This window comes from Xanthobacter agilis (assembly GCF_021730435.1).
In the GTDB taxonomy this organism is placed as follows: Bacteria; Pseudomonadota; Alphaproteobacteria; order Rhizobiales; family Xanthobacteraceae; genus Xanthobacter; species Xanthobacter agilis.
On sequence record NZ_JABWGX010000019.1, the window covers coordinates 16,114 to 36,156 of the forward strand.

19 protein-coding genes are annotated in these 20,043 nt (G+C 68.7%); 11 read left to right on the top strand and 8 right to left on the bottom strand.

Annotation, left to right across the window (positions count from 1 at the left end):
- Window positions 1–241: 241 nt before the first annotated feature.
- Window positions 242–820, bottom strand: coding sequence for a glycosyltransferase (locus tag HUW53_RS14225; protein ID WP_237346507.1), 579 nt, complete (start codon window positions 818–820; stop codon window positions 242–244).
- A 271-nt stretch (window positions 821–1,091) separates the two neighbouring features.
- Between HUW53_RS14225 and HUW53_RS14230 the strand changes: the two genes are divergently transcribed.
- The 4 genes from HUW53_RS14230 (at window position 1,092) to HUW53_RS14245 (ending at window position 4,986) form a co-directional block, all read left to right on the top strand.
- A complete protein-coding gene (locus HUW53_RS14230; RefSeq protein WP_237346426.1) occupies window positions 1,092–1,643 on the top strand; it encodes an RBBP9/YdeN family alpha/beta hydrolase in 552 nt (183 codons plus the stop codon).
- Window positions 1,644–1,877: 234 nt separating this feature from the next.
- On the top strand, window positions 1,878–2,441 hold the full coding sequence (locus tag HUW53_RS21845) for a hypothetical protein (protein WP_272904247.1): 564 nt from the start codon (window positions 1,878–1,880) through the stop codon (window positions 2,439–2,441).
- Between the two features lie 84 nt (window positions 2,442–2,525).
- Window positions 2,526–3,479 (top strand): ribose-phosphate pyrophosphokinase, encoded by a 954-nt coding sequence (locus HUW53_RS14240; RefSeq protein WP_237346427.1) that lies wholly within the window; start codon window positions 2,526–2,528, stop codon window positions 3,477–3,479.
- Between the two features lie 142 nt (window positions 3,480–3,621).
- Window positions 3,622–4,986 carry an alkaline phosphatase family protein gene (locus HUW53_RS14245; RefSeq protein WP_237346428.1) on the top strand — a complete coding sequence of 455 codons (1,365 nt, stop codon included), beginning with the start codon at window positions 3,622–3,624 and terminating at the stop codon, window positions 4,984–4,986.
- On the opposite strand, the gene HUW53_RS14250 is transcribed toward HUW53_RS14245, so the two are convergent.
- On the bottom strand, window positions 4,979–5,950 hold the full coding sequence (locus HUW53_RS14250; protein ID WP_237346429.1) for a LysR family transcriptional regulator: 972 nt from the start codon (window positions 5,948–5,950) through the stop codon (window positions 4,979–4,981). The two genes, HUW53_RS14245 and HUW53_RS14250, sit on opposite strands and share 8 nt — an antisense overlap.
- 107 nt (window positions 5,951–6,057) lie before the next feature.
- Between HUW53_RS14250 and HUW53_RS14255 the strand changes: the two genes are divergently transcribed.
- Window positions 6,058–6,756 carry a pirin family protein gene (locus HUW53_RS14255; protein ID WP_237346430.1) on the top strand — a complete coding sequence of 233 codons (699 nt, stop codon included), beginning with the start codon at window positions 6,058–6,060 and terminating at the stop codon, window positions 6,754–6,756.
- A 104-nt stretch (window positions 6,757–6,860) separates the two neighbouring features.
- On the opposite strand, the gene HUW53_RS14260 is transcribed toward HUW53_RS14255, so the two are convergent.
- Window positions 6,861–8,201, bottom strand: a complete 1,341-nt coding sequence (locus tag HUW53_RS14260) for a dicarboxylate/amino acid:cation symporter (protein ID WP_237346431.1) — start codon at window positions 8,199–8,201, stop codon at window positions 6,861–6,863.
- 274 nt (window positions 8,202–8,475) lie between these two features.
- Here HUW53_RS14260 and HUW53_RS14265 point away from each other — a divergent pair, with 274 nt between their 5' ends.
- Together HUW53_RS14265 and HUW53_RS14270 are read left to right on the top strand one after the other, a co-directional pair.
- Window positions 8,476–10,341 (top strand): sensor histidine kinase, encoded by a 1,866-nt coding sequence (locus HUW53_RS14265; protein ID WP_237346432.1) that lies wholly within the window; start codon window positions 8,476–8,478, stop codon window positions 10,339–10,341.
- Window positions 10,341–11,690 carry a sigma-54-dependent transcriptional regulator gene (locus tag HUW53_RS14270; protein ID WP_237346433.1) on the top strand — a complete coding sequence of 450 codons (1,350 nt, stop codon included), beginning with the start codon at window positions 10,341–10,343 and terminating at the stop codon, window positions 11,688–11,690. Before HUW53_RS14265 ends, HUW53_RS14270 begins: the two co-directional genes overlap by 1 nt.
- Before the next feature lie 16 nt (window positions 11,691–11,706).
- Here HUW53_RS14270 and HUW53_RS14275 read toward each other — a convergent pair whose 3' ends face one another.
- Window positions 11,707–12,492 carry a phosphatase PAP2 family protein gene (locus HUW53_RS14275; RefSeq protein WP_237346434.1) on the bottom strand — a complete coding sequence of 262 codons (786 nt, stop codon included), beginning with the start codon at window positions 12,490–12,492 and terminating at the stop codon, window positions 11,707–11,709.
- A gap of 160 nt (window positions 12,493–12,652) precedes the next feature.
- Between HUW53_RS14275 and HUW53_RS14280 the strand changes: the two genes are divergently transcribed.
- Window positions 12,653–13,150: a YaiI/YqxD family protein gene (locus tag HUW53_RS14280; protein WP_237346435.1), complete on the top strand. Its 498-nt coding sequence runs from the start codon at window positions 12,653–12,655 to the stop codon at window positions 13,148–13,150.
- Between the two features lie 108 nt (window positions 13,151–13,258).
- Here the strand turns inward: HUW53_RS14280 and cowN are convergent, their stop codons facing one another.
- Window positions 13,259–13,591, bottom strand: a complete 333-nt coding sequence (gene cowN, locus HUW53_RS14285; protein WP_237346436.1) for a N(2)-fixation sustaining protein CowN — start codon at window positions 13,589–13,591, stop codon at window positions 13,259–13,261.
- A 134-nt stretch (window positions 13,592–13,725) separates the two neighbouring features.
- Window positions 13,726–14,526, bottom strand: a complete 801-nt coding sequence (locus HUW53_RS14290) for a LytTR family DNA-binding domain-containing protein (protein WP_237346437.1) — start codon at window positions 14,524–14,526, stop codon at window positions 13,726–13,728.
- Window positions 14,527–14,732: 206 nt separating this feature from the next.
- On the opposite strand from HUW53_RS14290, the gene HUW53_RS14295 reads away from it, so the two are divergent.
- The 3 genes from HUW53_RS14295 to der are packed head-to-tail and all read left to right on the top strand — an operon-like array spanning window position 14,733 to window position 17,223.
- Window positions 14,733–15,527: a tetratricopeptide repeat protein gene (locus HUW53_RS14295; RefSeq protein ID WP_237346438.1), complete on the top strand. Its 795-nt coding sequence runs from the start codon at window positions 14,733–14,735 to the stop codon at window positions 15,525–15,527.
- Between the two features lie 13 nt (window positions 15,528–15,540).
- The gene (locus HUW53_RS14300) at window positions 15,541–15,804 is read left to right on the top strand and encodes a hypothetical protein (protein WP_237346439.1); all 264 of its coding nucleotides are present in this window, start codon (window positions 15,541–15,543) and stop codon (window positions 15,802–15,804) included.
- Window positions 15,805–15,855: 51 nt separating this feature from the next.
- On the top strand, window positions 15,856–17,223 hold the full coding sequence (der, locus tag HUW53_RS14305; protein WP_237346440.1) for a ribosome biogenesis GTPase Der: 1,368 nt from the start codon (window positions 15,856–15,858) through the stop codon (window positions 17,221–17,223).
- A 511-nt stretch (window positions 17,224–17,734) separates the two neighbouring features.
- On the opposite strand, the gene HUW53_RS14310 is transcribed toward der, so the two are convergent.
- Window positions 17,735–18,313: an invasion associated locus B family protein gene (locus HUW53_RS14310; RefSeq protein WP_237346441.1), complete on the bottom strand. Its 579-nt coding sequence runs from the start codon at window positions 18,311–18,313 to the stop codon at window positions 17,735–17,737.
- A 156-nt stretch (window positions 18,314–18,469) separates the two neighbouring features.
- Window positions 18,470–19,684: a polysaccharide biosynthesis/export family protein gene (locus tag HUW53_RS14315; protein WP_237346442.1), complete on the bottom strand. Its 1,215-nt coding sequence runs from the start codon at window positions 19,682–19,684 to the stop codon at window positions 18,470–18,472.
- Window positions 19,685–20,043: the final 359 nt, after the last annotated feature.

Consider the following 20,043-nt stretch of genomic DNA (forward strand, 5'->3'; position numbering starts at 1 on the left):
CTCCACCGATGCCGGGCATCGTGGCTGTGGGGTCATCACGGTCGGGCGGTGCGCGGGCGACTTCCGGCACATGGGATCCGCGCGACGCGATGCACCCTCATGTCATCAGAAATGGCTCATCGGAACCCGCCCGCCGCATGTGCGACAGGCATGGCCCGACCCCGCGCCGTCATCTAGCCGCAAGCCTGCCCCTGCGCCAAGGAGAATCGCACGCCCCACCGATCAAAAGACTTTTGCCGCCTCAGCCGCGTTCGGGCAGCAGCACATGGGCGCGCAGCAGATGGATATGGCGCCGGCCGATGCGCGCGGCGAGCCGCCGTTCCGCCTTCACGCCGGAGGGATGGCCGCCGAGCCGCTCGTAATGCTTGCGCGCGATCAGGAGCCCCTGGCCGGTATTCGGCAGACCGAGCAACGCCAGCCGCGCCGCCGCCACCGCCTCCCCCAGACGGGGCCGCAGGCCGTAGCCATCGACCGCCAGACGGAATGTGGCGGCGGTGCGCTCCGCCTGCCCGCGCCGCTCGGCGGTCTCGATGAAATTGGCCACCTCGCGCGCCCAGCCTTCCTCCAGGAACGAGGCCGGCGACAGAAACAGCAGCCAGCGCCCGCGCGACTGCGCCGCGCCCTGCCGCAACCGCACGCCCACATCGCTGAGCGAATGCAAAAAGGCACAACCGGCCGCGTCGGCGATGGCGGACGTGTCGTCGGTGGATCCGCTGTCCACGAGGATCACGTCGCGCAACACCCCGGCGGTCACGCCCTGCACCAGCGCCGACAGCACCGGCACCAGCTGGCGTTCCGAGTTCTGAGTGGCGATCACCACGGACAGCAACGGTTTAAAGCTCCCGCAAATTTGTGACAGCTATAACGCTGCTGCGCCGCAACGTCGATTCCGCAATGCACGCAAGGCGAAAGCCCCGCCAACACAACCATTACGATCCGAATGCGCCTCCCTGTCCGTACCGGGGTTGCGGCGGCGGGCGGGAGATCTCGGGCGCGGACTTTCTCCCGCTCGCCGGATATGGCAAGCGGGAATCCTCGTCCCATGCCCTTCGATGCGCCGCGCGTCGCACGTCTGACCCCGGAACACAGCGATGAAGTCATCTGATACCGCCCTCCTCATCGTTCCCGGATGGAACGGCTCCGATGCGGACCATTGGCAGAGCCGCTGGGAGGGCCGCCTGTCCACGGCCCGACGGGTCGAGCAGGCCGACTTCGCGCGCCCGGACCGGGGCGCCTGGGTCGCGACCTTGCAGTCCGCCGTCGCGGCCGCTGAAAAACCGGTGGTTCTGATCGCCCATTCCCTCGGCGTGCTCACGGCGGCCCATGCGGCGCCCGGCTTTCCCGCCGGCAAGGTGGTCGGCGCCTTCCTGGTGGCCCCGCCCGATCTTGAAACGGGACCGATGGAGCCCCTGTTCGCATCCTTCTGCCCGGTGCCACGGGCCGCGCTGCCGTTTCCGACCCTGCTGGTGGCGAGCCGCACCGACCCCTATTGCAGCTATGACGCCGCCGAAGCGCTCGCCGCCGCCTGGGGCGCCGAGCTGGTGGACGCGGGCGAGGCCGGACACATCAACCCGGCGGCCGGCTTCGGCCCGTGGCCGGAAGGCTCCATGCGGCTGCTCGGCCTGCTGCAATCGCTGGGCTGAAAGTCCCCGTTGTTAACAGCCCCTTAACCGTTTGTCTGGACCGCGTCCGCGTTTGCCGCTACCTCTGCGCAGATCAAGCATCATGCGAGAGCCGCCATGCGGGAATCACAGGCCCCAGCCAAACACGTCAAGGCTGGTCAGCGCGTTCCTCTTCCCTCGGCCCGCATCCTGGTCCGAACGGGTATTCTGTTGACAAGCCTTGCGCTTGCCGCATGTCAGACGGACGGCTCGGGGATGGCGTCGGCCAATGGCGCCCTTGCCTTCATCTCCATCGACGGGCCGCCCAAGCCCACCTTCGACAAGCTGGTGGACGAGCTGTCGTCGGAGGCCCAGGCGCGGCAGGTCAAGGTGGCCTCCCGCGACGATCCCGGCGCCTATCGCGTGAAGGGCTACCTCTCCATGCATGTGGAGCGCGGCAAGGCGTCGGTGGCCTATGCCTGGGACATCTACGACCCCAACAAGACCCGCGTCGCCCGCATCACGGGCGAGGAAAGCGCCGGGACCGTCAAGGGTTCCACCGGGTGGGCCGCCTGCAACGACGCGGTGCTGGCCAAGATCGCCGACCGCTCCATGGCCGAGCTTTCCGAAGCGCTGGGCGTCGGCGGCAACCCGGCGGCCACGGCAGCGCCGGAGCCGGTCGTGGCATCGGCGCCCGCCGAGGTGCCCGCGGTGCCGGCCCAAGATGCCCCTGCGCCCGCCGCCGCGCCCGAGGCGCCCGCCTCTCCGGTCGCCGAGAGCGGCGTCCCGGTCGCCGCCGTCGCATCGGTCACGCCGGCCCTTGCCTATGCGGCGAACTGATCCGCGACTTTACAAAATCCTGAGTGGGCGCCTATCAGAGCATCCCAAGCCTCGAAGACCCCGCTTCTGCGGGTGGAGCGTCAGATGTCAGCGGAGAACGGTCCCATGAAGCTCGTCGCGGGCAATTCCAACCGCGCGCTGGCGGAAGCTATTGCCGCCTATCTCGCCACCCCCCTCACGAAGGCGGTGGTCAGACGCTTCGCGGACATGGAGATCTTCGTCGAGATCCAGGAGAACGTGCGCGGCCAGGACGCCTTTGTGATCCAGTCCACCTCGTTCCCGGCCAACGACCATCTCATGGAGCTGCTCATCATCATCGATGCGCTGCGCCGTGCCTCGGCCAAGCGCATCACCGCGGTGCTGCCTTATTTTGGGTACGCCCGGCAGGATCGCAAGCCCGGCCCGCGCACGCCCATTTCCGCCAAGCTGGTGGCCAACCTCATCACCCACGCCGGTGCCGACCGCGTGATGACGATGGATCTCCACGCCGGCCAGATCCAGGGCTTCTTCGACATCCCCACCGACAATCTCTATTCCGCGCCGGTAATGGTGCGCGACATCAAGGAACGGTTCGAGCTTTCGAACCTCATGGTGGTGTCGCCCGACGTGGGCGGCGTGGTGCGCGCGCGGGCCCTCGCCAAACGCATCGACGCCTCCCTCGCCATTGTCGACAAGCGCCGCGAGCGCCCCGGCGAGAGCGAGGTGATGAATGTCATCGGCAATGTGGAAGGCCGTCGCTGCATCCTGGTGGACGACATCGTCGATTCCGGCGGCACGCTGGTGAATGCCGCCGAGGCCCTGCTCGCTCGCGGCGCCAGCGAGGTGCATGCCTACATCACCCATGGGGTGCTCTCGGGCGGGGCGGTGGCGCGCATCACCGCCTCCAAGCTCAAGGAACTGGTCATCACCGATTCCATCCAGCCCACCGAGGCGGTGCGGGTGGCGCGCAACATCCGCGTGCTGTCCGTCGCCACCCTCATGGGCGAGGCTATCGCCCGCACCGCCCACGAAGAGTCGGTCTCCAGCCTGTTCGACTGACGGACCGGACCGGGCCGGCCCGCGCGGCCGGCCGCCCTCGGTTGCCGCTGGGGAACAAGTCTGGAATTATTCTAAGCGTCATTGACCGGTCATGGGAGAGGTGGAGGGTGCCCTCCATCTTCGATCAGACGGCGACTGTCCCATGCGCATCCGTTCCCTGGCCCTTGCCTCCACCGCTGCCTTCATCTTCGCCGGTGCCGCGGGCGCGGCCGAGCCGCCCACTGCCAAGCCCGGCCTGGAGAAGGTGGGGCACATCGTGGTGCTGTTCCTGGAGAATCGCAGCTTCGACAATCTCTACGGCCTGTTCCCCGGCGCCGACGGCATCGCCAATGCCGGCGCCACCGCCACCCAGACCGACCGCGACGGCAAGCCCTATGATCAGCTTCCCCTGGTCATGAACGTGAACATCAAGCCGCCGCTTGTCGACAACCGCTTCCCGGACAACCTGCCCAACAAGCCGTTCCGGGCGGACGCCTATGCCGGCCTCGACCAGACCACCGGCGATCTGGTGCACCGCTTCTATCAGCAGCAGGAACAGATCAACGGCGGCAAGATGGACCGCTTCGCCGCCATCTCCGACGCCGGCGGCCTCGCCATGAGCTATTTCGACGGCTCCCGCCTGCCCCTGTGGCGCTACGCCCAAACCTACACGCTGGCGGACAACTTCTTCCATGGGGCGTTCGGCGGCTCGTTCCTCAATCACATGTTCCTGGTGTGCGCCTGCACGCCGGAGTTCAAGGCCGCGCCGGAGAGCATCCGCGCCACGCTCAATCCTGACGGCACGCTCAAGAAAGACGGCGCCGTGACGCCGGACGGCTTCGCGGTCAACACCATCTATTCCAGCTTTACCCCGCGCCCGGCCGCTGCCAATGATCCGGCGAAGCTGCTACCGCCCCAGGAGGCGACCACCATCGGCGACCGCCTCAGCGCGAAGGGCGTGGACTGGGCCTGGTATTCGGGCGGTTGGAACGACGCCATCGCCGGGCATCCCGACATGTCGTTCCAGTTCCACCACCAGCCCTTCGCCTATTTCAAGGCCTATGGCGATGGCACCGAGGCCCGCGCCAAGCACCTGAAGGACGGGGTCGACTTCATCGAGGCCATCAACGCGGGCACCCTGCCGCCGGTCTCGTTCTACAAGCCCATCGGCGTCGCCAACGAGCATCCCGGCTACACCAGCGTTCTGGCCGGCGACCGGCAGGCGGCCGACATCATCGCCCTGATCGAGCGCAGCCCGATCTGGAAGGATACCGTGGTCATCGTCACCTATGACGAGAACGGCGGCTATTGGGACCATGTGGCGCCGCCCAAGGTGGACCGCTGGGGCCCCGGCATGCGCATCCCCACCTTGGTCATCTCGCCGCTCGCCAAGAAGGGCTTCGTGGATCACACGCCCTACGACACCACCTCGGTGCTGAAGCTGATCGAGACCCGCCACGGCCTCGCGCCGCTGGCCGACCGCGACGCCAAGGCCAACGACCTCACCAACACGCTCGAACTCAACTGACGCCCTCGGCGGCCCCTGCCCAAGGGGCCGCCGAGGGAGTCGCCCACGGGGCCGCCGCCAGCCGGGTGGCGAGGAACTCCACCACCGCCGTCACCCGCGCCGGGCGCAAGCCGCCCGGCGGCAGCACGATATTGAGCGACAGGTCGGGCATGGACCAGCCCGTCAGCGCCGGCTCCAGCACCCCGCTGGCCAGATCCTGCCACACCATGAATTCCGGCTGCACCGCCAGCCCCTGCCCCGCCAGCAGCATGGGGGTGAGAGCGTCGGCATTGTTGGCGCGCAGCGGGCCCGATGGCGTCACCGTCACCACCTCGCCCCCGCCGTCCACGAAGCGCCAGCGGTCCGGCACCGGCAGATAGGCATAGCCCAGGCACGGATGGCCTTCGAGGTCGCGCGGATGCTCCGGCCGCCCATGGCGCGCGAAATAGGCCGGGCTGCCCACCAGGATCCGCCGCACCGTGCAGATGCGCCGCACCTTGAGGCTCGACGCGGGCAAGGTGGCGATGCGCAGGGCAAGGTCGAACCCCTCCCCCACCAGATCCACCACCGCATCGCTCAGGTGCAAATCCACCGACAGCTTGGGAAAGCGCGCGATCAGCTCCGGCAGCAGCGGCGCGAGGTGGCGCAGGCCGAACGACATGGGCACGGCCAGCCGCACCACGCCGTGCGGCTCCACTGATTGCGACACCGCCTCGGCCTCCGCCGCCTCGGCTTCGGCGACCAGGCGGGCCGCGCTTTCGGCGGCGGCGCGACCGGCCCCGGTGAGGGACAGCCGGCGCGCCGTGCGGTGCAGCAGCCGCGTGCCCAGCCGCTCCTCCAGCCGGCTGATGGCCTTGGAGACGGTGGCCTTGGACAGGCCGAGCTCGGCCGCGGCGCGGGCGAAAGATCCCGCCTCCACCACCTTGGCGAAAATGGCCCAGCCCTCCAGGTCGGGCAGGCGATGAGGTGCATTATTGGAAACCATGAGTTTCCATTGTTTCCATTTTGCGCCCGCAGTTCAATGCCATATTCCCCTCAGTCCAACGCGGACATGAAACGGCCCGTCACCATGCGGGCGACAAGGAGTTCGCCATGATTGAGCTTCGTCCCTTCGACCGGCTGGGTGGCGCCGACCACGGCTGGCTCAACACCAAGCACCATTTTTCCTTCGCCGATTATTACGACCCGGACCGCCTCCATTGGGGCAACCTCCGGGTCTGGAACGACGACGAAATCGCGCCCGACACCGGGTTTCCGCTGCACCCGCACCGCGACATGGAGATCATCACCTATGTGCGCGAGGGCGCCATCACCCACCAGGACGACCAGGGCAACCGCGGGCGCACCGAGGCCGGCGACGTGCAGGTGATGAGCGCCGGCACCGGCATCCGCCACTCCGAGTACAATATGGAAAAAGGGCTCACCAAGATCTTCCAGATCTGGATCATCCCGGAGGAGCGGGGCGGCGCGCCGCGCTGGGCCGCCCAGCCCTTTCCGAAGGGCGAACGGGCCGGCCGGTTCGTCACCCTGGCCAGCGGCCGCAAGGGAGACGAGGATGCGCTGATGATCCGCGCCGACGCCCGCCTGGTGGCGGCGACCATCAAGGCCGGCGACAGCGCCACCTATGCGGCGGATCCCGGACGCCATCTTTATCTCGTCACGGCCCGCGGCGCGGTGGAGGTGAACGGCACCCGCCTCGGCGAGCGCGACGGCGCCGCCATTCGCGATGAGGCGGCAGTCACCGTGAAGGCCCTGGACGATGCCGAGGTGATCCTGGTGGATGCCGCCTGAGCGCGGCATTTCTCCACCCAAACGGAAACGGCCGGCTTGCGTGGGGGCAAGCCGGCCGTTGTCTTTGCCTCGGGTCCCGCGGCGGCGACGCCCGGGGGCCGGTGTCAGTCGATGGGCGCGGGCTCGGCCATGTCGATGGGCAGCTCGGCGGTCTCGGGCACCCGCCCATGCAGGGCGGCATCGAGCTGCGCGGTGTCGAGGTCGTTCTCCCAGCGGGCGACGACGATGGTGGCCACCGCATTGCCGGTAAAATTGGTGAGCGCCCGGCACTCGGACATGAAGCGGTCGATCCCGAGGATGAGGGCCATGCCTTCCACCGGCACCGACGGCACCACGGACAGCGTCGCGGCCAGGGTGACGAAGCCGGCGCCGGTGATGCCCGCCGCGCCCTTCGACGACAGCATCGCCACCAGCAACAGCAGGATCTGATCCCACAGCGACAGATGAATGCCCACCGCCTGCGCGATGAACAGCGAGGCCAGGGTCATGTAGATGTTGGTGCCGTCGAGATTGAACGAATAGCCGGTGGGAATGACAAGGCCCACCACCGACTTGCCGCAGCCGGCGCGCTCCATCTTCTCCATGAGGCTCGGCAGCGCCGCTTCCGACGACGAGGTGCCGAGCACCAGCAGCAGTTCTTCCTTGATGTAGCGGATGAGCGCCACGATGGAGAAGCCGTTGTAGCGCGCCACCGCACCCAGCACGCCCAGCACGAAGATGAAGGACGTCAGGTAGAAGGTGGCGATCAGCAGGGCGAGATTGGCCACCGAGCCGATGCCGTATTTGCCGATGGTGAAGGCCATGGCGCCGAACGCGCCGATCGGAGCGGCCTTCATGAGGATGGCCACCAGCTTGAACATGGCCTGCGTCGCCGAGTGGAACACATCCATCAAGGGCTCGCCGCGCTCGCCGATGGCGCCAAGCGCGATGCCGAACAGCACCGAGAAGAACAGCACCTGCAGGATGTCGCCGGAGGCCAGCGCGCTGATGGGCGTGTTCGGGATGATCCCCATCAGGAACCCGATCAGGCTCTGATCGTGCGCCTTGGCGGCATAGTCCGCGACCGCCTTGTGGTCCAAGGTCGCCGGATTGATGTTGAGGCCCGATCCCGGCTGGATCACATTGCCCACCACCAGCCCGATGATGAGCGCCAGCGTGGAGAAGGTGACGAAGTAGATCATGGCCTTGCCGGCCACGCGGCCGACCTTGCCCAGGTCCCTCATGCCGGCGATGCCGGTCACCACGGTGAGGAAGATCACCGGCGCGATCACCATCTTCACCAGCTTGATGAAGGCGTCGCCGAGCGGTTTCATGTCGGCGCCGAGGCTCGGATAGAAATGGCCGAGCAGAATGCCCGCGCCGATGGCGACGAGCACTTGGAAATACAAATGCTGATGGAACCTGCGGGGCGCGTGGGGCGCCGCCGCCGGGAGCAGGGTGGCCATGGACCGTTTCCTCCGCCGGCCTCGTCGCGCCTCTTGGATCGGGCGACGTCGAAACCGAATGGGTGATGCAATGCCCGCACGCTCGCCGTGCGGGTGCCCCCTTTCCGCAAACGCCATGCCATGTGCGCCAGCGCGCGGCGCAGCCGGCAAACCATTGAAAAACCGTTAATTAACCCCATTCCTATCCTATCCCCTCGACACACCGTGCGATCTGCCGCACAAATTGGATCCGTAAACGTGCGGATTTCCGCACAGCCGAAGCAGAGAGGCGATCGTGTCCGAAGCCCCGCAAGGCGACATCTCCCGCGCACCGGACACCGGCCGGCGTCCGGCGACCCGGCGCCTGCGGACGATCCTGGCGCTGATCGCCGGCGGGCTCGCCATCCTGGCGGGGCTGGACCGATTGGCGGTCTATGGCGCCAATCGCTGGGCGCTGGCCCAGGTGGATGCCGAGGCGGCGCTCGCGGCCGACCTGCGCGTCACCGCCCTGCGCAGCGAGATCGAGAAGCAGCGCACCCTGCCGGTGGTGCTGGCCCAGGATCCGGACGTGCGCGCCGCGCTCCAGCAGGGCGATGCGGCCGCGCTCGCCCTGCTCGACGCCAAGCTCAAGGCCCTGGCGGAAGCCACCCGCGCCGGCGTGATCTACCTCATGAATGACGCCGGCCTCTGCGTTTCCGCCAGCAATGCGGGCACGCCGCTCAGCTTCGTCGGCTCGGACTACAGCTTCCGCCCCTATTTCACGCGGGCCATGGCCGAGGGCGGCGCCGAGCATTTCGCCTTCGGCACGGTGAGCCTCCATCCGGGCCTTTACCTCTCCCGCCGGGTGGACGGGCCGGACGGGAAACCCCTGGGCGTGATGGTGGTGAAGGACGAGTTCGACGCTATCGAGAGCGATTGGCGCCGTCTGCCGGTGCCCACCCCCACCTTCGTCACCGACTCCCATTCCATCGTCATCATCACCAGCGTGCCGGCCTGGCGCTTCAAGGCGGCCGCGCCCATCCCCACGGACCAGCGGGCGGCCATCCGCGCCAGCCTGCAATTCGGCGACGCCCCCTTGGAGCCGCTCGCCTTCACCCCCGCCAGCGGGGGCGAGCGGCTCGTGGAGGCGACCCTGCCCGGCACCCATGCCCCACGCAGCTTCGTGGAGGCCCAGGCCGGCGTGCCGACCACCCCATGGACTCTGCACGTGCTCGCCCCGACCGGGCCGGCCGTGAACGTCGCGACCACCGCCGGCCGCTCCATCGCGGTGCTTGCGGGAGTCGTGGGCCTCGGCATCGGCGGCCTCTTCCTGTCCCTGCGCACCCGCCGTCGCGAGGAGAAAGCCCGCCAGGCGGAAACCCGGCGCGAGCTGGAAGAGCAGGTGGAGAACCGCACCGCCGAGCTGAAAAGCGCCAACGACCAGCTCAAGGCCGAGATGGTGGAACGCCGCCGCGCCCGCATCGCCCTCGAGGCCCTTCAGGACGAGCTGGCCCAGGCCACCAAGCTCGCCATGCTGGGGCAGATCGCCGCCTCCATCGCCCATGAGGTAAACCAGCCGGTGGCCGCCATCCGCGTGTTCGCGGACAATGCCCGCACCTTCCTGGACCAGGGCCAGCCGGATGCCGCCGGCGCCAACCTTTCCACCATCGCCGCCCTGACCGAGCGCATCGGCGCCATCACCCAGGAGCTGCGCGCCTTCGCGCGCAAGCCCGCCCGCGAGATCGGCCCGGTGCCGGTGGCGGAAGCGGTAAAGGGCGTGCTGGGCCTCATGGGCTATCGCCTGCGCGAGCACGACATCGCGCTCGCCCTCGACATTCCCGCGACGCTGGTGGCCCGCGCCGATCGCGGGCGGCTGGAACAGGTGCTGGTCAACCTGATCCAGAACGCCGTCGAGGCCATGGCCGAGCGGCCGGACCGGCGGCTGCGCATCGTCGCCGCCCGCGCCGACGGCGCCATCACCCTCACCGTCGCCGACAACGGCCCCGGCCTGCCGCCGGAGGTGATGGCAGCCCTGTTCATGCCCTTCACCACCACCAAGCCCCATGGCCTGGGCCTGGGCCTCGTGATCTGCCAGGACATCCTGCGCGAATTCGGCGGCACCCTCGCCGCCGAGAACCGGGCCGGCGCCTGCTTCATCATCACCTTGCCGGAGGCTTCCTGATGGATGTCGCCTTCATCGACGACGACGATGTGCTGCGCGCCGCCAACGTGCAGGCGCTGATGCTGGCCGGGCTCACGGTGATGCCCTTCGCCTCCGCCGAAGCGGCCCTCGACGACCTGGACGAGACCTTCCCCGGCGTGGTGGTGAGCGATGTGCGCATGCCGCGCATGGACGGTCTCACCCTGTTCCGCCACCTGAAGTGCATGGATGCCGACCTGCCGGTGATCCTCATCACCGGCCATGGCGACATCGCTATGGCGGTGGACGCCATGCGCGAGGGCGCCTACGACTTCCTGGCCAAGCCCTATCCCATGGACCGCCTGCTGTCGGCGGTGCGCCACGCCCTGGAGAAGCGGCGGCTGGTGCTGGAAAACCGCGACCTGAAGCGCCGCGCCGAGCAGGTGGATGACGACGAGCCGCTGATCGGCATCGCCCCGGCCATGGCGCGGCTGCGCCAGATGCTGCGCCAGCTTGCCGATGCCGACGTGGATGTTCTGGTGGAAGGCGAGACCGGCGCCGGTAAGGAAGTGGTGGCCAATGCCCTCCACCGCTGGAGCCGCCGCGCCAATCGACCGCTGGTGGCGGTGAACTGCGGCGCCCTGCCCGAGAGCATGATCGAGAGCGAATTATTCGGCCACGAGGCCGGCGCATTCACCGGCGCGCTGAAGAAGCGCGTCGGACGCATCGAGCATGCCAGCGGCGGCACCTTGTTCCTGGACGAGATCGAGGCCATGTCGCCGGCGCTCCAGGTGAAGCTGCTGCGGGTGCTGGAAGCGCGGGAGGTGACGCCGCTCGGCACCAACGAGGTGAAGCGGGTGAACCTGCGGGTGGTGGCGGCCTCCAAGATCGACCTCATCGATCTGGTGAAGAAGGGCGAGTTCCGGGAGGATCTCTATTACCGCCTGCATGTGGCGACCCTGCGCATTCCGCCCCTGCGCGAGCGACGCGAGGACGTGCCGCTGCTGTTCGGTCACTTCCTGACCAGGGCCGCCCAGCGATTCGGCCGCGAGCCGCCGCCCCTCACCGCCACCGTGCGCCGCCATCTCGACGGCCATGGCTGGCCCGGCAATGTGCGCGAACTGGCCCATTATGCCGAGCGCGTGGCGCTGGGCCTCGTGGCCGAGGAAAGCGCAGCCGCGACCTCGGACGCCGGCGCCGCGACCGCTGCCCCCACCCCGCTGCCGGAGCGGGTGGATGCGTTCGAGGCGGCCGAGATTCGGGCCGCTCTGGCCGCCACCAAGGGCGACGTGCAGAGCGCGGTCCGCACCCTCGGCATTCCACGCAAGACCTTCTACGACAAGCTGCGCCGCCACGGCATCGACCAGGGCCGCTACCGCGCGGAGAAATGAGCCCCGCCGGATGCCGTCACCGGCCCGGCACCGCCTCGTCGCCGGGCGGCAGGCTCGATTCGGGCTCCACGTCGCCCTTACCTTGCAGCCACAGCATGAGCAGCCAGCACAGAGCCGCCCAGCCGGCGCCCAGCATCCAGCCGCCGAGCACATCGGTGGGCCAGTGCACGCCAAGATAGATGCGGCTGACGCCGACGATCACCGTCAGTGCCGCCGCGACGCACAGCAGGAACACCTTCACCCGCGTGCGGGCCTGGGTGCGGGCGAGCAGCGCGCCGAGGGTGAGGTAGACAATGGCCGACAGCATGGCATGGCCGCTCGGGAAGCTCTGCGTATAGACGGCCATGCCATGGGGCACGAGATCGGGCCGCGGCCGGTCGAACCCCCATTTCATCGCCTGGGACAAAAGCGTGCCGCCCGCCACCGCAAGCGCCACCAGCAACGCCGCGTGGCGCTTGCGGGTCATCAGCAGGAACAGCAGCACCACCACGGTCAGAAGGGTCAGCACGCCGGTGCTGCCGAGGGCAGTGAAGTCGCGCATCATTTCCTCGAACCAGGGCGGGCCCAAGGGATCGGAAAGATTGTTGGGGTCGCGCAAGGCCAGCAGGATGCCGCGATCCAGGCTGCCCGTCTCGTGGTCCATCACCTCGTCGGCGATCCTCACGAAGGCATAGAGCGCACAGGCGGCGAACGCGAGCGTGGCCAGGGTCATCCGCTCCATGTGGCTCACCGAGGCGAGCAGACGGCCGATGACGGGGAGGCTTTCGAGGCGGCGGCGGCCGCGCGTGACGAGCGATGTCATACCGAAGGCTTGGCGCGGCGGGCGCCCCGCGTCAATAACCCGCCGCCACCCATTGTGACCCGGCGGCGGTCCAAATCCCGCCAGCGGGCACGCCCTCCTTGTCCCCGCCCCTTTGCCCGCGCCCCTTGCCCGCGCGGCCGGGGCCTGCCATTTGCGGGTCATGACCCAACCAGCAACCGGCCGCACCGCCCCCATCGCCCTCTACATCGACGCCGACGCCTGCCCGGTGAAGGAAGAGGTGTACAAGGTGGCGTGGCGGCACGCGATCCGCGTCCATGTGGTGGCCAACCAGCCGCTGGCGGTGCCCGCCCATCCCCTGGTGGAGCGGGTGGTGGTGCCCGCCGGGCCGGATGCCGCCGACGACTTCATCGCGTCCCGCGTCGCCCGCGGCGATGTGGTGGTGACCACCGATGTGCCGCTCGCGGCCCGTTGCGTGAAGGCGGGGGCGGATGTGATCGCCCCCTCGGGCAAGCCCTTCACCCGCGATTCCATCGGCATGGCACTCGCCACCCGCAACCTGATGGAAGACCTGCGCTCCGCCGGCGCCGTCACCGGAGGCCCGAAGCCGTTTTCCGCCCGCGACCGCTCGGCGTTCCTGTCCGCCCTCGACCTCGCCGTGGTGCGGCTGAAGCGGGCCGGCTTCCAGACCGGCTCTTGATACCATCGACATCGGTGTTCGACCGAAGCCGAATGGGTCTCGCTCAAGCGCCGCGCGGGCTTGACCAAAGTCCGATGGGTGAAGCGCATTGGCCTTTGGCATGAGCACTCAGAAGCACTCTTCCTCCAGCTTCTTCAGGTCGGTCAGGGCTTGGCCGTCGTCGTGCTCCTCGAACAGGTCGACCATGTAATAGACGTGGGAATGGAGCAGCAGCAGCTTGTCGCAGATAGCCGCGCCGTTCTGCTCCACCGCTGTCAGCCGCGCCTTGAAGCGGGCCCAGAACGCGTTGCCATAGGCGGGATCGTCAATGTAGCGGAACAGGTGCGCGAGCACCCGCGCCATGTTGCCCTCGAAATCGATGCCGCGGAACGTCACATAGCGATCCGGATTGTCGAGCTCGCTCGGCAATTGGGAAAAGTCGGCGGAAACGGACGAATCCATGGGGACACCCTCTCCATCGGGCGCGGAAACAGCGCAGGGTGGAAGGGTGCCGGTGCACGCCGCGCGCCTCAACGACGCGGGAACCGCTCACGAATAGCATGCACCAATGGCATCCTGGCCGCACGAACGGCAATTCACACCGCGAGCATGCGGCGCATGGTGTCCACCTTGGCCCGGCTCACCGGCACCCGCGTCGCCGCCGTATCGGCGAGAATGAGGTGCCAGCCGCCATCGACCCGCTCCGCCCCGCGCACATGGCGGATATTCACCACATAGCGGCGGTGCACCCGCAGGAAGGCGGCCGGATCGAGCCGCCGTTCCAGATCGGCCAGGGAACGGGGGCAGAAGGCGGAAAACGACAAGGTGCGCGCCTCTGCATAATGGCCTTGGGCCACCAGGCACACCACCTCACCGACATCGATCAGGGAGATCACCGCCCCCTTGCCGCGCATGAGCGGCAGCTTCATGAGCGGGCACAGGGCCAGCCCCGCCTCCGCCGCCACCGGCACCGCTTCCACCCGGTCGTCGGCCTCCTCCGAATCGGCCCGCCCCATCACCGGGGCATCGACCAGGGCGTGGATCATCATGCAATAGCCGGCCGCGGCACCACCGGCGCCGTCAAGACGGCTCACCTTGGCCACCAGGCTCCCCATGGCGGTCGTCACCACCAGCGAGGCGGTGCCGTCCACGCCGGAGGCGGCGCGCGAAATGAGCCATCCCACCTTGTCCCGCGCGTCCTCCGGATGCAGATCCAGGATGTTGGCGCCGAACACGCTGGCCCCGGCCGGCGCCAGCAGGCGCAGCGCCACCGGATTCACCGCGCGGATGGCGAGGTCGGCGTCGAGCATCACCACCCCCACCGGCGTGCGGTTGAGCCGGTATTCAAAGGATGGACCGGCCGCGCGCGGCGCCTGATCCCCGGTCGGCTTCGCCATGTCCCAGCCTATGTCCCCGCCTAAGTCCCCGCCCGCGACGCCGTGCCGGTCGCACCCCGGCCGCCGATCTTACGGCGCCGCGCCCGCCGGACAAGATAACCCTCGCCCACAGGCGGCCACCACTGCGGGTTTGCCACGATGAAGCCGCATGGATACGTTACGCGCCCTGAGCCGGCGCACCGGCACCCTGCACGTGCGGACCTTTGATGACCGACATTTTCCACGAGATCCAGGAAGACCTCCGGCGCGAGCGCATGCGCAAGCTCTGGGACCGCTACGGCATCGTGCTGATCGCCGCGGTCGTGCTCGCCATCGCCGGAGCGGCCGCCTGGAGCGGATATACCTATTGGCGTCAGCAGCAGGCCATTGCCGCCAGCAGCACCCTCGACGCCGCGACGGCGCTGAACACCGCCGGCAAATACGCCGAGGCCGAGACCGCCTTCCAGGCCCTCGCCAAGACCGGTCCAGAGGGCTACCGCGCCATCGCCCTGTTCCACGCCGCCAATGCCGCCGCCGCGCGCGAGACGGCGGCGGGCGTTGCCGCATTCGACGCCATCGCCGCCGACGGGCGCCTTCCGGCCCTGGTGCGCGACATGGCGCGGCTGCGCTCCGGCCTGATCGTGCTCGACACGTCCGACCTCGCCGCCGTGAAGCAGCGTGTGGGCGACCTTGCCGCCGGCACCGGGCCGCTGCGCAATCCGGCGCGCGAAATCCTGGCGCTGGCGCAGCTCAAGGCCGGCGACCTCGCCGCCGCCAACAAGACCGCGACCGAGATCACCGAGGATGCCGAGGCCACCGCCGGCATCCGCTCGCGCGCCGAGCTGATCCGCCGCCTGACGGCGGTGCCGGCCCCCGCATCCGCCGAAGCCCCGGCCGCAGCCCCCCCTGCGCCGGTTCCAGCCGCATCCGCACCTGCGGCATCCGAGAATGCGCCCCAGGCGCCCGCCGAAACGCCGGCGCCGCCCGCCAACACCCCGCCGGCCCCGGCCGCGGCCCAGTAAGGAGATGCTTCCCATGGGACAATCTCGCCGTATCCTGAGGTCGCTGCGAGTCGCCATCGGGCTTTCGCTCGCGCTGGCGGCCGCCGGCTGCGAGAGCCTCGAAAAGCTCAACCCGTTCGAGGAACACAAGAAGCCCCTGCCCGGCGCGCGCCAGCCGGTGTTCCCGGAAGGCGTTCCCGGCGTCGATTACTCCAGCGGCCCCGGCCAGCCCAGCAACTCCAACGCGGCCATCGACCTGCCCAACCCGCCGGCCGCCGGCAGCACGCCGTCGCGCTGACGCGCGACCAAGTCTTCCCCATTCCCCTCATTCGGGCGGCGAACGGATCCCATGACCTTCACCCTGGCCATCGTCGGCCGGCCCAATGTGGGCAAGTCTACCCTGTTCAACCGCCTCGTGGGCAAGAAGCTCGCGCTGGTGGACGATCGCCCCGGCGTCACCCGTGACCGCCGCGAGGGTGAGGCGCATCTCGGCGACCTCGCGTTCCGCATCGTCGATACCGCCGGCCTGGAGGAAGCGGACGCCGCCAGCCTCGAAGGCCGCATGCGCGCCCAGACCGAGACCGCCATCGGCGATGCCGACGCCATCCTCTTCATCATTGACGCCCGGGTCGGCCTGACTCCCACCGACCGCGCCTTCGCGGCCCTGGTCCGGCGCGCCGCCAAGCCCACCATTCTGGTCGCCAACAAGAGCGAGGGACGCGGCGGCGAGGCCGGCACGCTGGAGGCCTTCGCGCTCGGGCTCGGCACCCCCATCCCCCTGTCGGCGGAGCATGGCGAAGGCCTCTCCGACCTCTACGACGCCATCTGCGACGCCTTGCCGGAGCACACCCGCCCCGAGGTCCCGGAGGCGGACGACGCCGAAGACGCGGCCGAAGATGCCTCCGCCCCCAAGCGGCCCATCAAGGTGGCCGTGCTCGGCCGCCCCAACGCCGGCAAGAGCACCCTCATCAACCGCCTCATGGGCGAAGACCGGCTGCTGACCGGACCGGAGGCCGGCATCACCCGCGATTCCATCGCGGTGGAGGTGAACTTCCGGGGCACCCGGCTCGAAGTGTTCGATACCGCCGGCCTGCGTCGGCGCGCGCGCATCGAGGACAAGCTGGAGAAGCTCTCCGCCGCCGATGCCTTGCGCGCCATGAAATTCGCCGAGGTGGTGGTGGTGCTCATCGACGCCACCCACCCCTTCGAGGAACAGGACCTGCGTATCGCCGACCTGGTCGCGCGCGAGGGACGGGCGGTGGTGATCGGCTACAACAAGTCGGACCTCGTCGCCCGTGGTGGCCTCGCCACCCGGCTGCGCGAGGAAGCAGACCGCCTGCTGCCGCAGGTGAAGGGCGTGCCCATCGTGCCGCTCTCCGGCCTGACCGGGCACGGGCTGGACAAGCTGGTGGAAGCCATCTCGCAAGCCCACAAGGTGTGGAACAAGCGCGTCGCCACCAATCCGCTGAACCGCTTCCTGCAACAGGTGGTGGACAATCACCCGCCGCCGGCGGTGTCCGGCCGGCGCGTGAAACTGCGCTACATCACCCAGCCCAAGGCGCGGCCGCCGTCGTTCGTGCTGTTCTGCTCCCGGGCGGAGGCGGTGCCGGAAAGCTATATCCGCTACATCACCAACGCCCTGCGCGAGACATTCGACCTGCCGGGCGTGCCGATCCGCCTGACCTTGCGCCAGAAGGACAATCCCTACGCCGAGTGAGTGAGCGAGCGCCGCAGACCGGGCCGCAGACACTGCAGCAGGTTTCGCGCCGCCGGAACACCCCGTGAAATGGGGAGGAAAGCGATGCGGGCGCGCGGCGCGATCGCGCGTCCCGCCGACCCCACCCAAGGGGTCGCGCAACGCCGCCCGCCGGCTCACACCGCGGATGCGCCAAACGGTTGCGGCCTCAAATTGGATTTTCGGAAGCCGAGCGCCCTGAAGCGGGCGTCACCGGCGAGATGGTCGCCTTCCCCCGCCGCGCCGCCCCACGCCATGTTCCCGCTTTTTGACCGGCGAGAAGTGGGTGCCCTGCAGGTCCACTCAGGCTTCTACCAAAGGCCATGGAGCAAGCTCACGGGCCCTTCGGCCTCAGGGCCGCGCACACGCACCCGCTGCCCCCCGCAAACGCCCGCCGCAAATGTCCGGTGGATCCGAAAGCGACCTCGGCGCGGGTTCTCTGCGCCAAGGTCGCTGTCACATGATCGAAGCGGGCGGAACGCCAGCGCCGCGGTCAGCCGTTCAGGCTTGCAGTGATGGCCTCGCCCAGGCCCTTGAAGGAGACGGGAAGAATGATGGGGCTGCGCGAGCCGTTCTCAAAGGTCAGTTCACCCTGGCCGGAACTCGCCTTGAGTGCCGCGATATTTTCCGGCGTCAAAGCCAGGCTCGCCACGCAATACTGACCGCACCGTTTATAAACGAGGGTCAGATCCGGGACGCCGCCCACCTTGAAGGTGACATTGGCCGGCAGCCATACGCCGGGCGGCGTCAGCACGAGCAGGAGCACCTCGCCACCCTTGACGGCGCGCACCGCCACATGGGCCAGAACCCCCTTGAGGTCCTGGGTCTGCAAGGTTTGAACCGCCTCGCACTCCTTCGGGTTGCTGTCCTTCTTGCAGCGGACGAGCCAGTCGCCGTGAGACGAGCGGGTCTCGGTCGCCGCGGGGGTCTCCGCGCGCGCCGCCGACACCGGAAACATTGCCCCGCCGCTCAGCAGGAGGGCCGTGGCCCAGGCCAGAGCCCGCCTGCCGGCTCCAGAAGCCCGCTGCGCTTCGGCCTGAGCCTGCCCCGACCGGAAAACCTTGCGCGACATGGTCATCATGGATGTCCCCGACGTTCGGCGGCGCCTCAGCCACCACATGAGCCGCCGGGATATACGAATCGCGGCCGGTTCGGCAACTCCTATCCCGACGCCTCCCCCGCCAAGCGGACGAGGCGTCGGCCCGGTGACGGGTCGACGCCTGCCGCGTCAGAGATTGTTGACGTTCGCGGCGACGCCCACGGCGCTGATGGCCGGCGACACCGCGATGCGGAACACATCCAGGAACTTCTGCATTTCCACCGACGACGCGTTGGACAGATAGATGATGTCCCGATCCCGCAACACGAAGCTGTCGGACAGGAAGAAGCCCGACGTTTGCTCGAAATTGAACTGATAGACCACGGGGACGTAAGGCGTATCCGCCGGCTGGTCGGGCGTCAGCTGGCTGATCACCTGCTGCGGCTCGTAACGCAGCACGAACACGCCCTTGACGTCGGCGCGGCTGTCTATGAAGCCGCCATTGCGCGCCAACGCATTGGCCAAGGTCAGCTTCTCCGGCGGCAGCGCGGCCTCGGTGGTGCGGCCGATGGCGCCCATGATGAGATAAATGCGCGGCTTGATCGCAATATTGATGAAATCACCGCCCGCGAGCTTCACGTCCGCCGTCGGCTGGTTGATGAGCGCTTGCAGGCGCACCGAACGGGTGGTGCCACTGCGGGTCAACTCCACCACCGCATCACTCGGCGGCACAACCGGACCACCGGCGCGGGTCACGAGTTGCAGCAGGGTCTCGCCCGCGGCGGTGACATCGAACTCGCCAGGCGACTTCACGGCGCCGGCGATGATGACCTTGTTGGTCAGATTGCCGGACAGGCGCACCAGCACCTGCGGCTGGATGATGCGGCTCTTCAGCTCTTCCTCGAGCTTGCTGGCGACCTGCCGGGTGGTCATGCCCGCCACATGCACACTGCCCACCAGCGGGAAGGCGATGGTGCCCTGCGTGTCCACGGTCATGTCGGGCAGCGTCACCAGCGCGGCCGACTGGCCGCCCACATTCTGCGAATTGATGCCGGTGAACACGCCGCCCGATGCCGGCTCCATGACCGTGATGGACAAGCTGTCGCCCGGGCCGAGAACCGGCCCCCCCGACTTGCGGTCGGAACGGAAGAAGCCGCGGGTGGACATGCTGTCGTCCGGCGCGCGCAGCAGCACGCCGCTCACGGCGACATCGACCGGAACGAGTCGGAACGGGAAATCACCCGGATTTTCGCTGTTCTGCTGGATCTCGCTGGCCATCGGGCCGCTGCGCGGAATGTCGCAGCCCGCGAGCCCCACCGCCACGCCCATGGCCAGAACCAGAAGCGCATGTGCGGGTCGGACGGTGTCCCCGAACGCGAGCCGGCACTTGCGGAGCCAATTCAACACCATTCTCCTGGCCTTCTTGCTGATTGCGACGACCGCCGGCGAGCGAAGCCCCATGCCCCATCAAGTTCCGGCAAACACTGAACCTTCGCGAGCGGACCCCACCCGGAAACCAGACCCAGCCCCACGTGTCAGACGCTTCCGCCACGACACGCCCGGCAAGGGCATTCCTGACCCCCGAGCGCTCAAAGGCGACCGTAGACGCCTCCAAGCGGCCCTCCGCCTTTAGCATGTCCACGGTGCGGCGCAAACGTGACGCTCCGGAGACGACGCCAGACGGACAGGCACAGCCTGCCACCTCGACCCGCGCAGAGAAAACCCACGGCGATTCCGCGTCCCCTCTGCTCCGGCACATTATG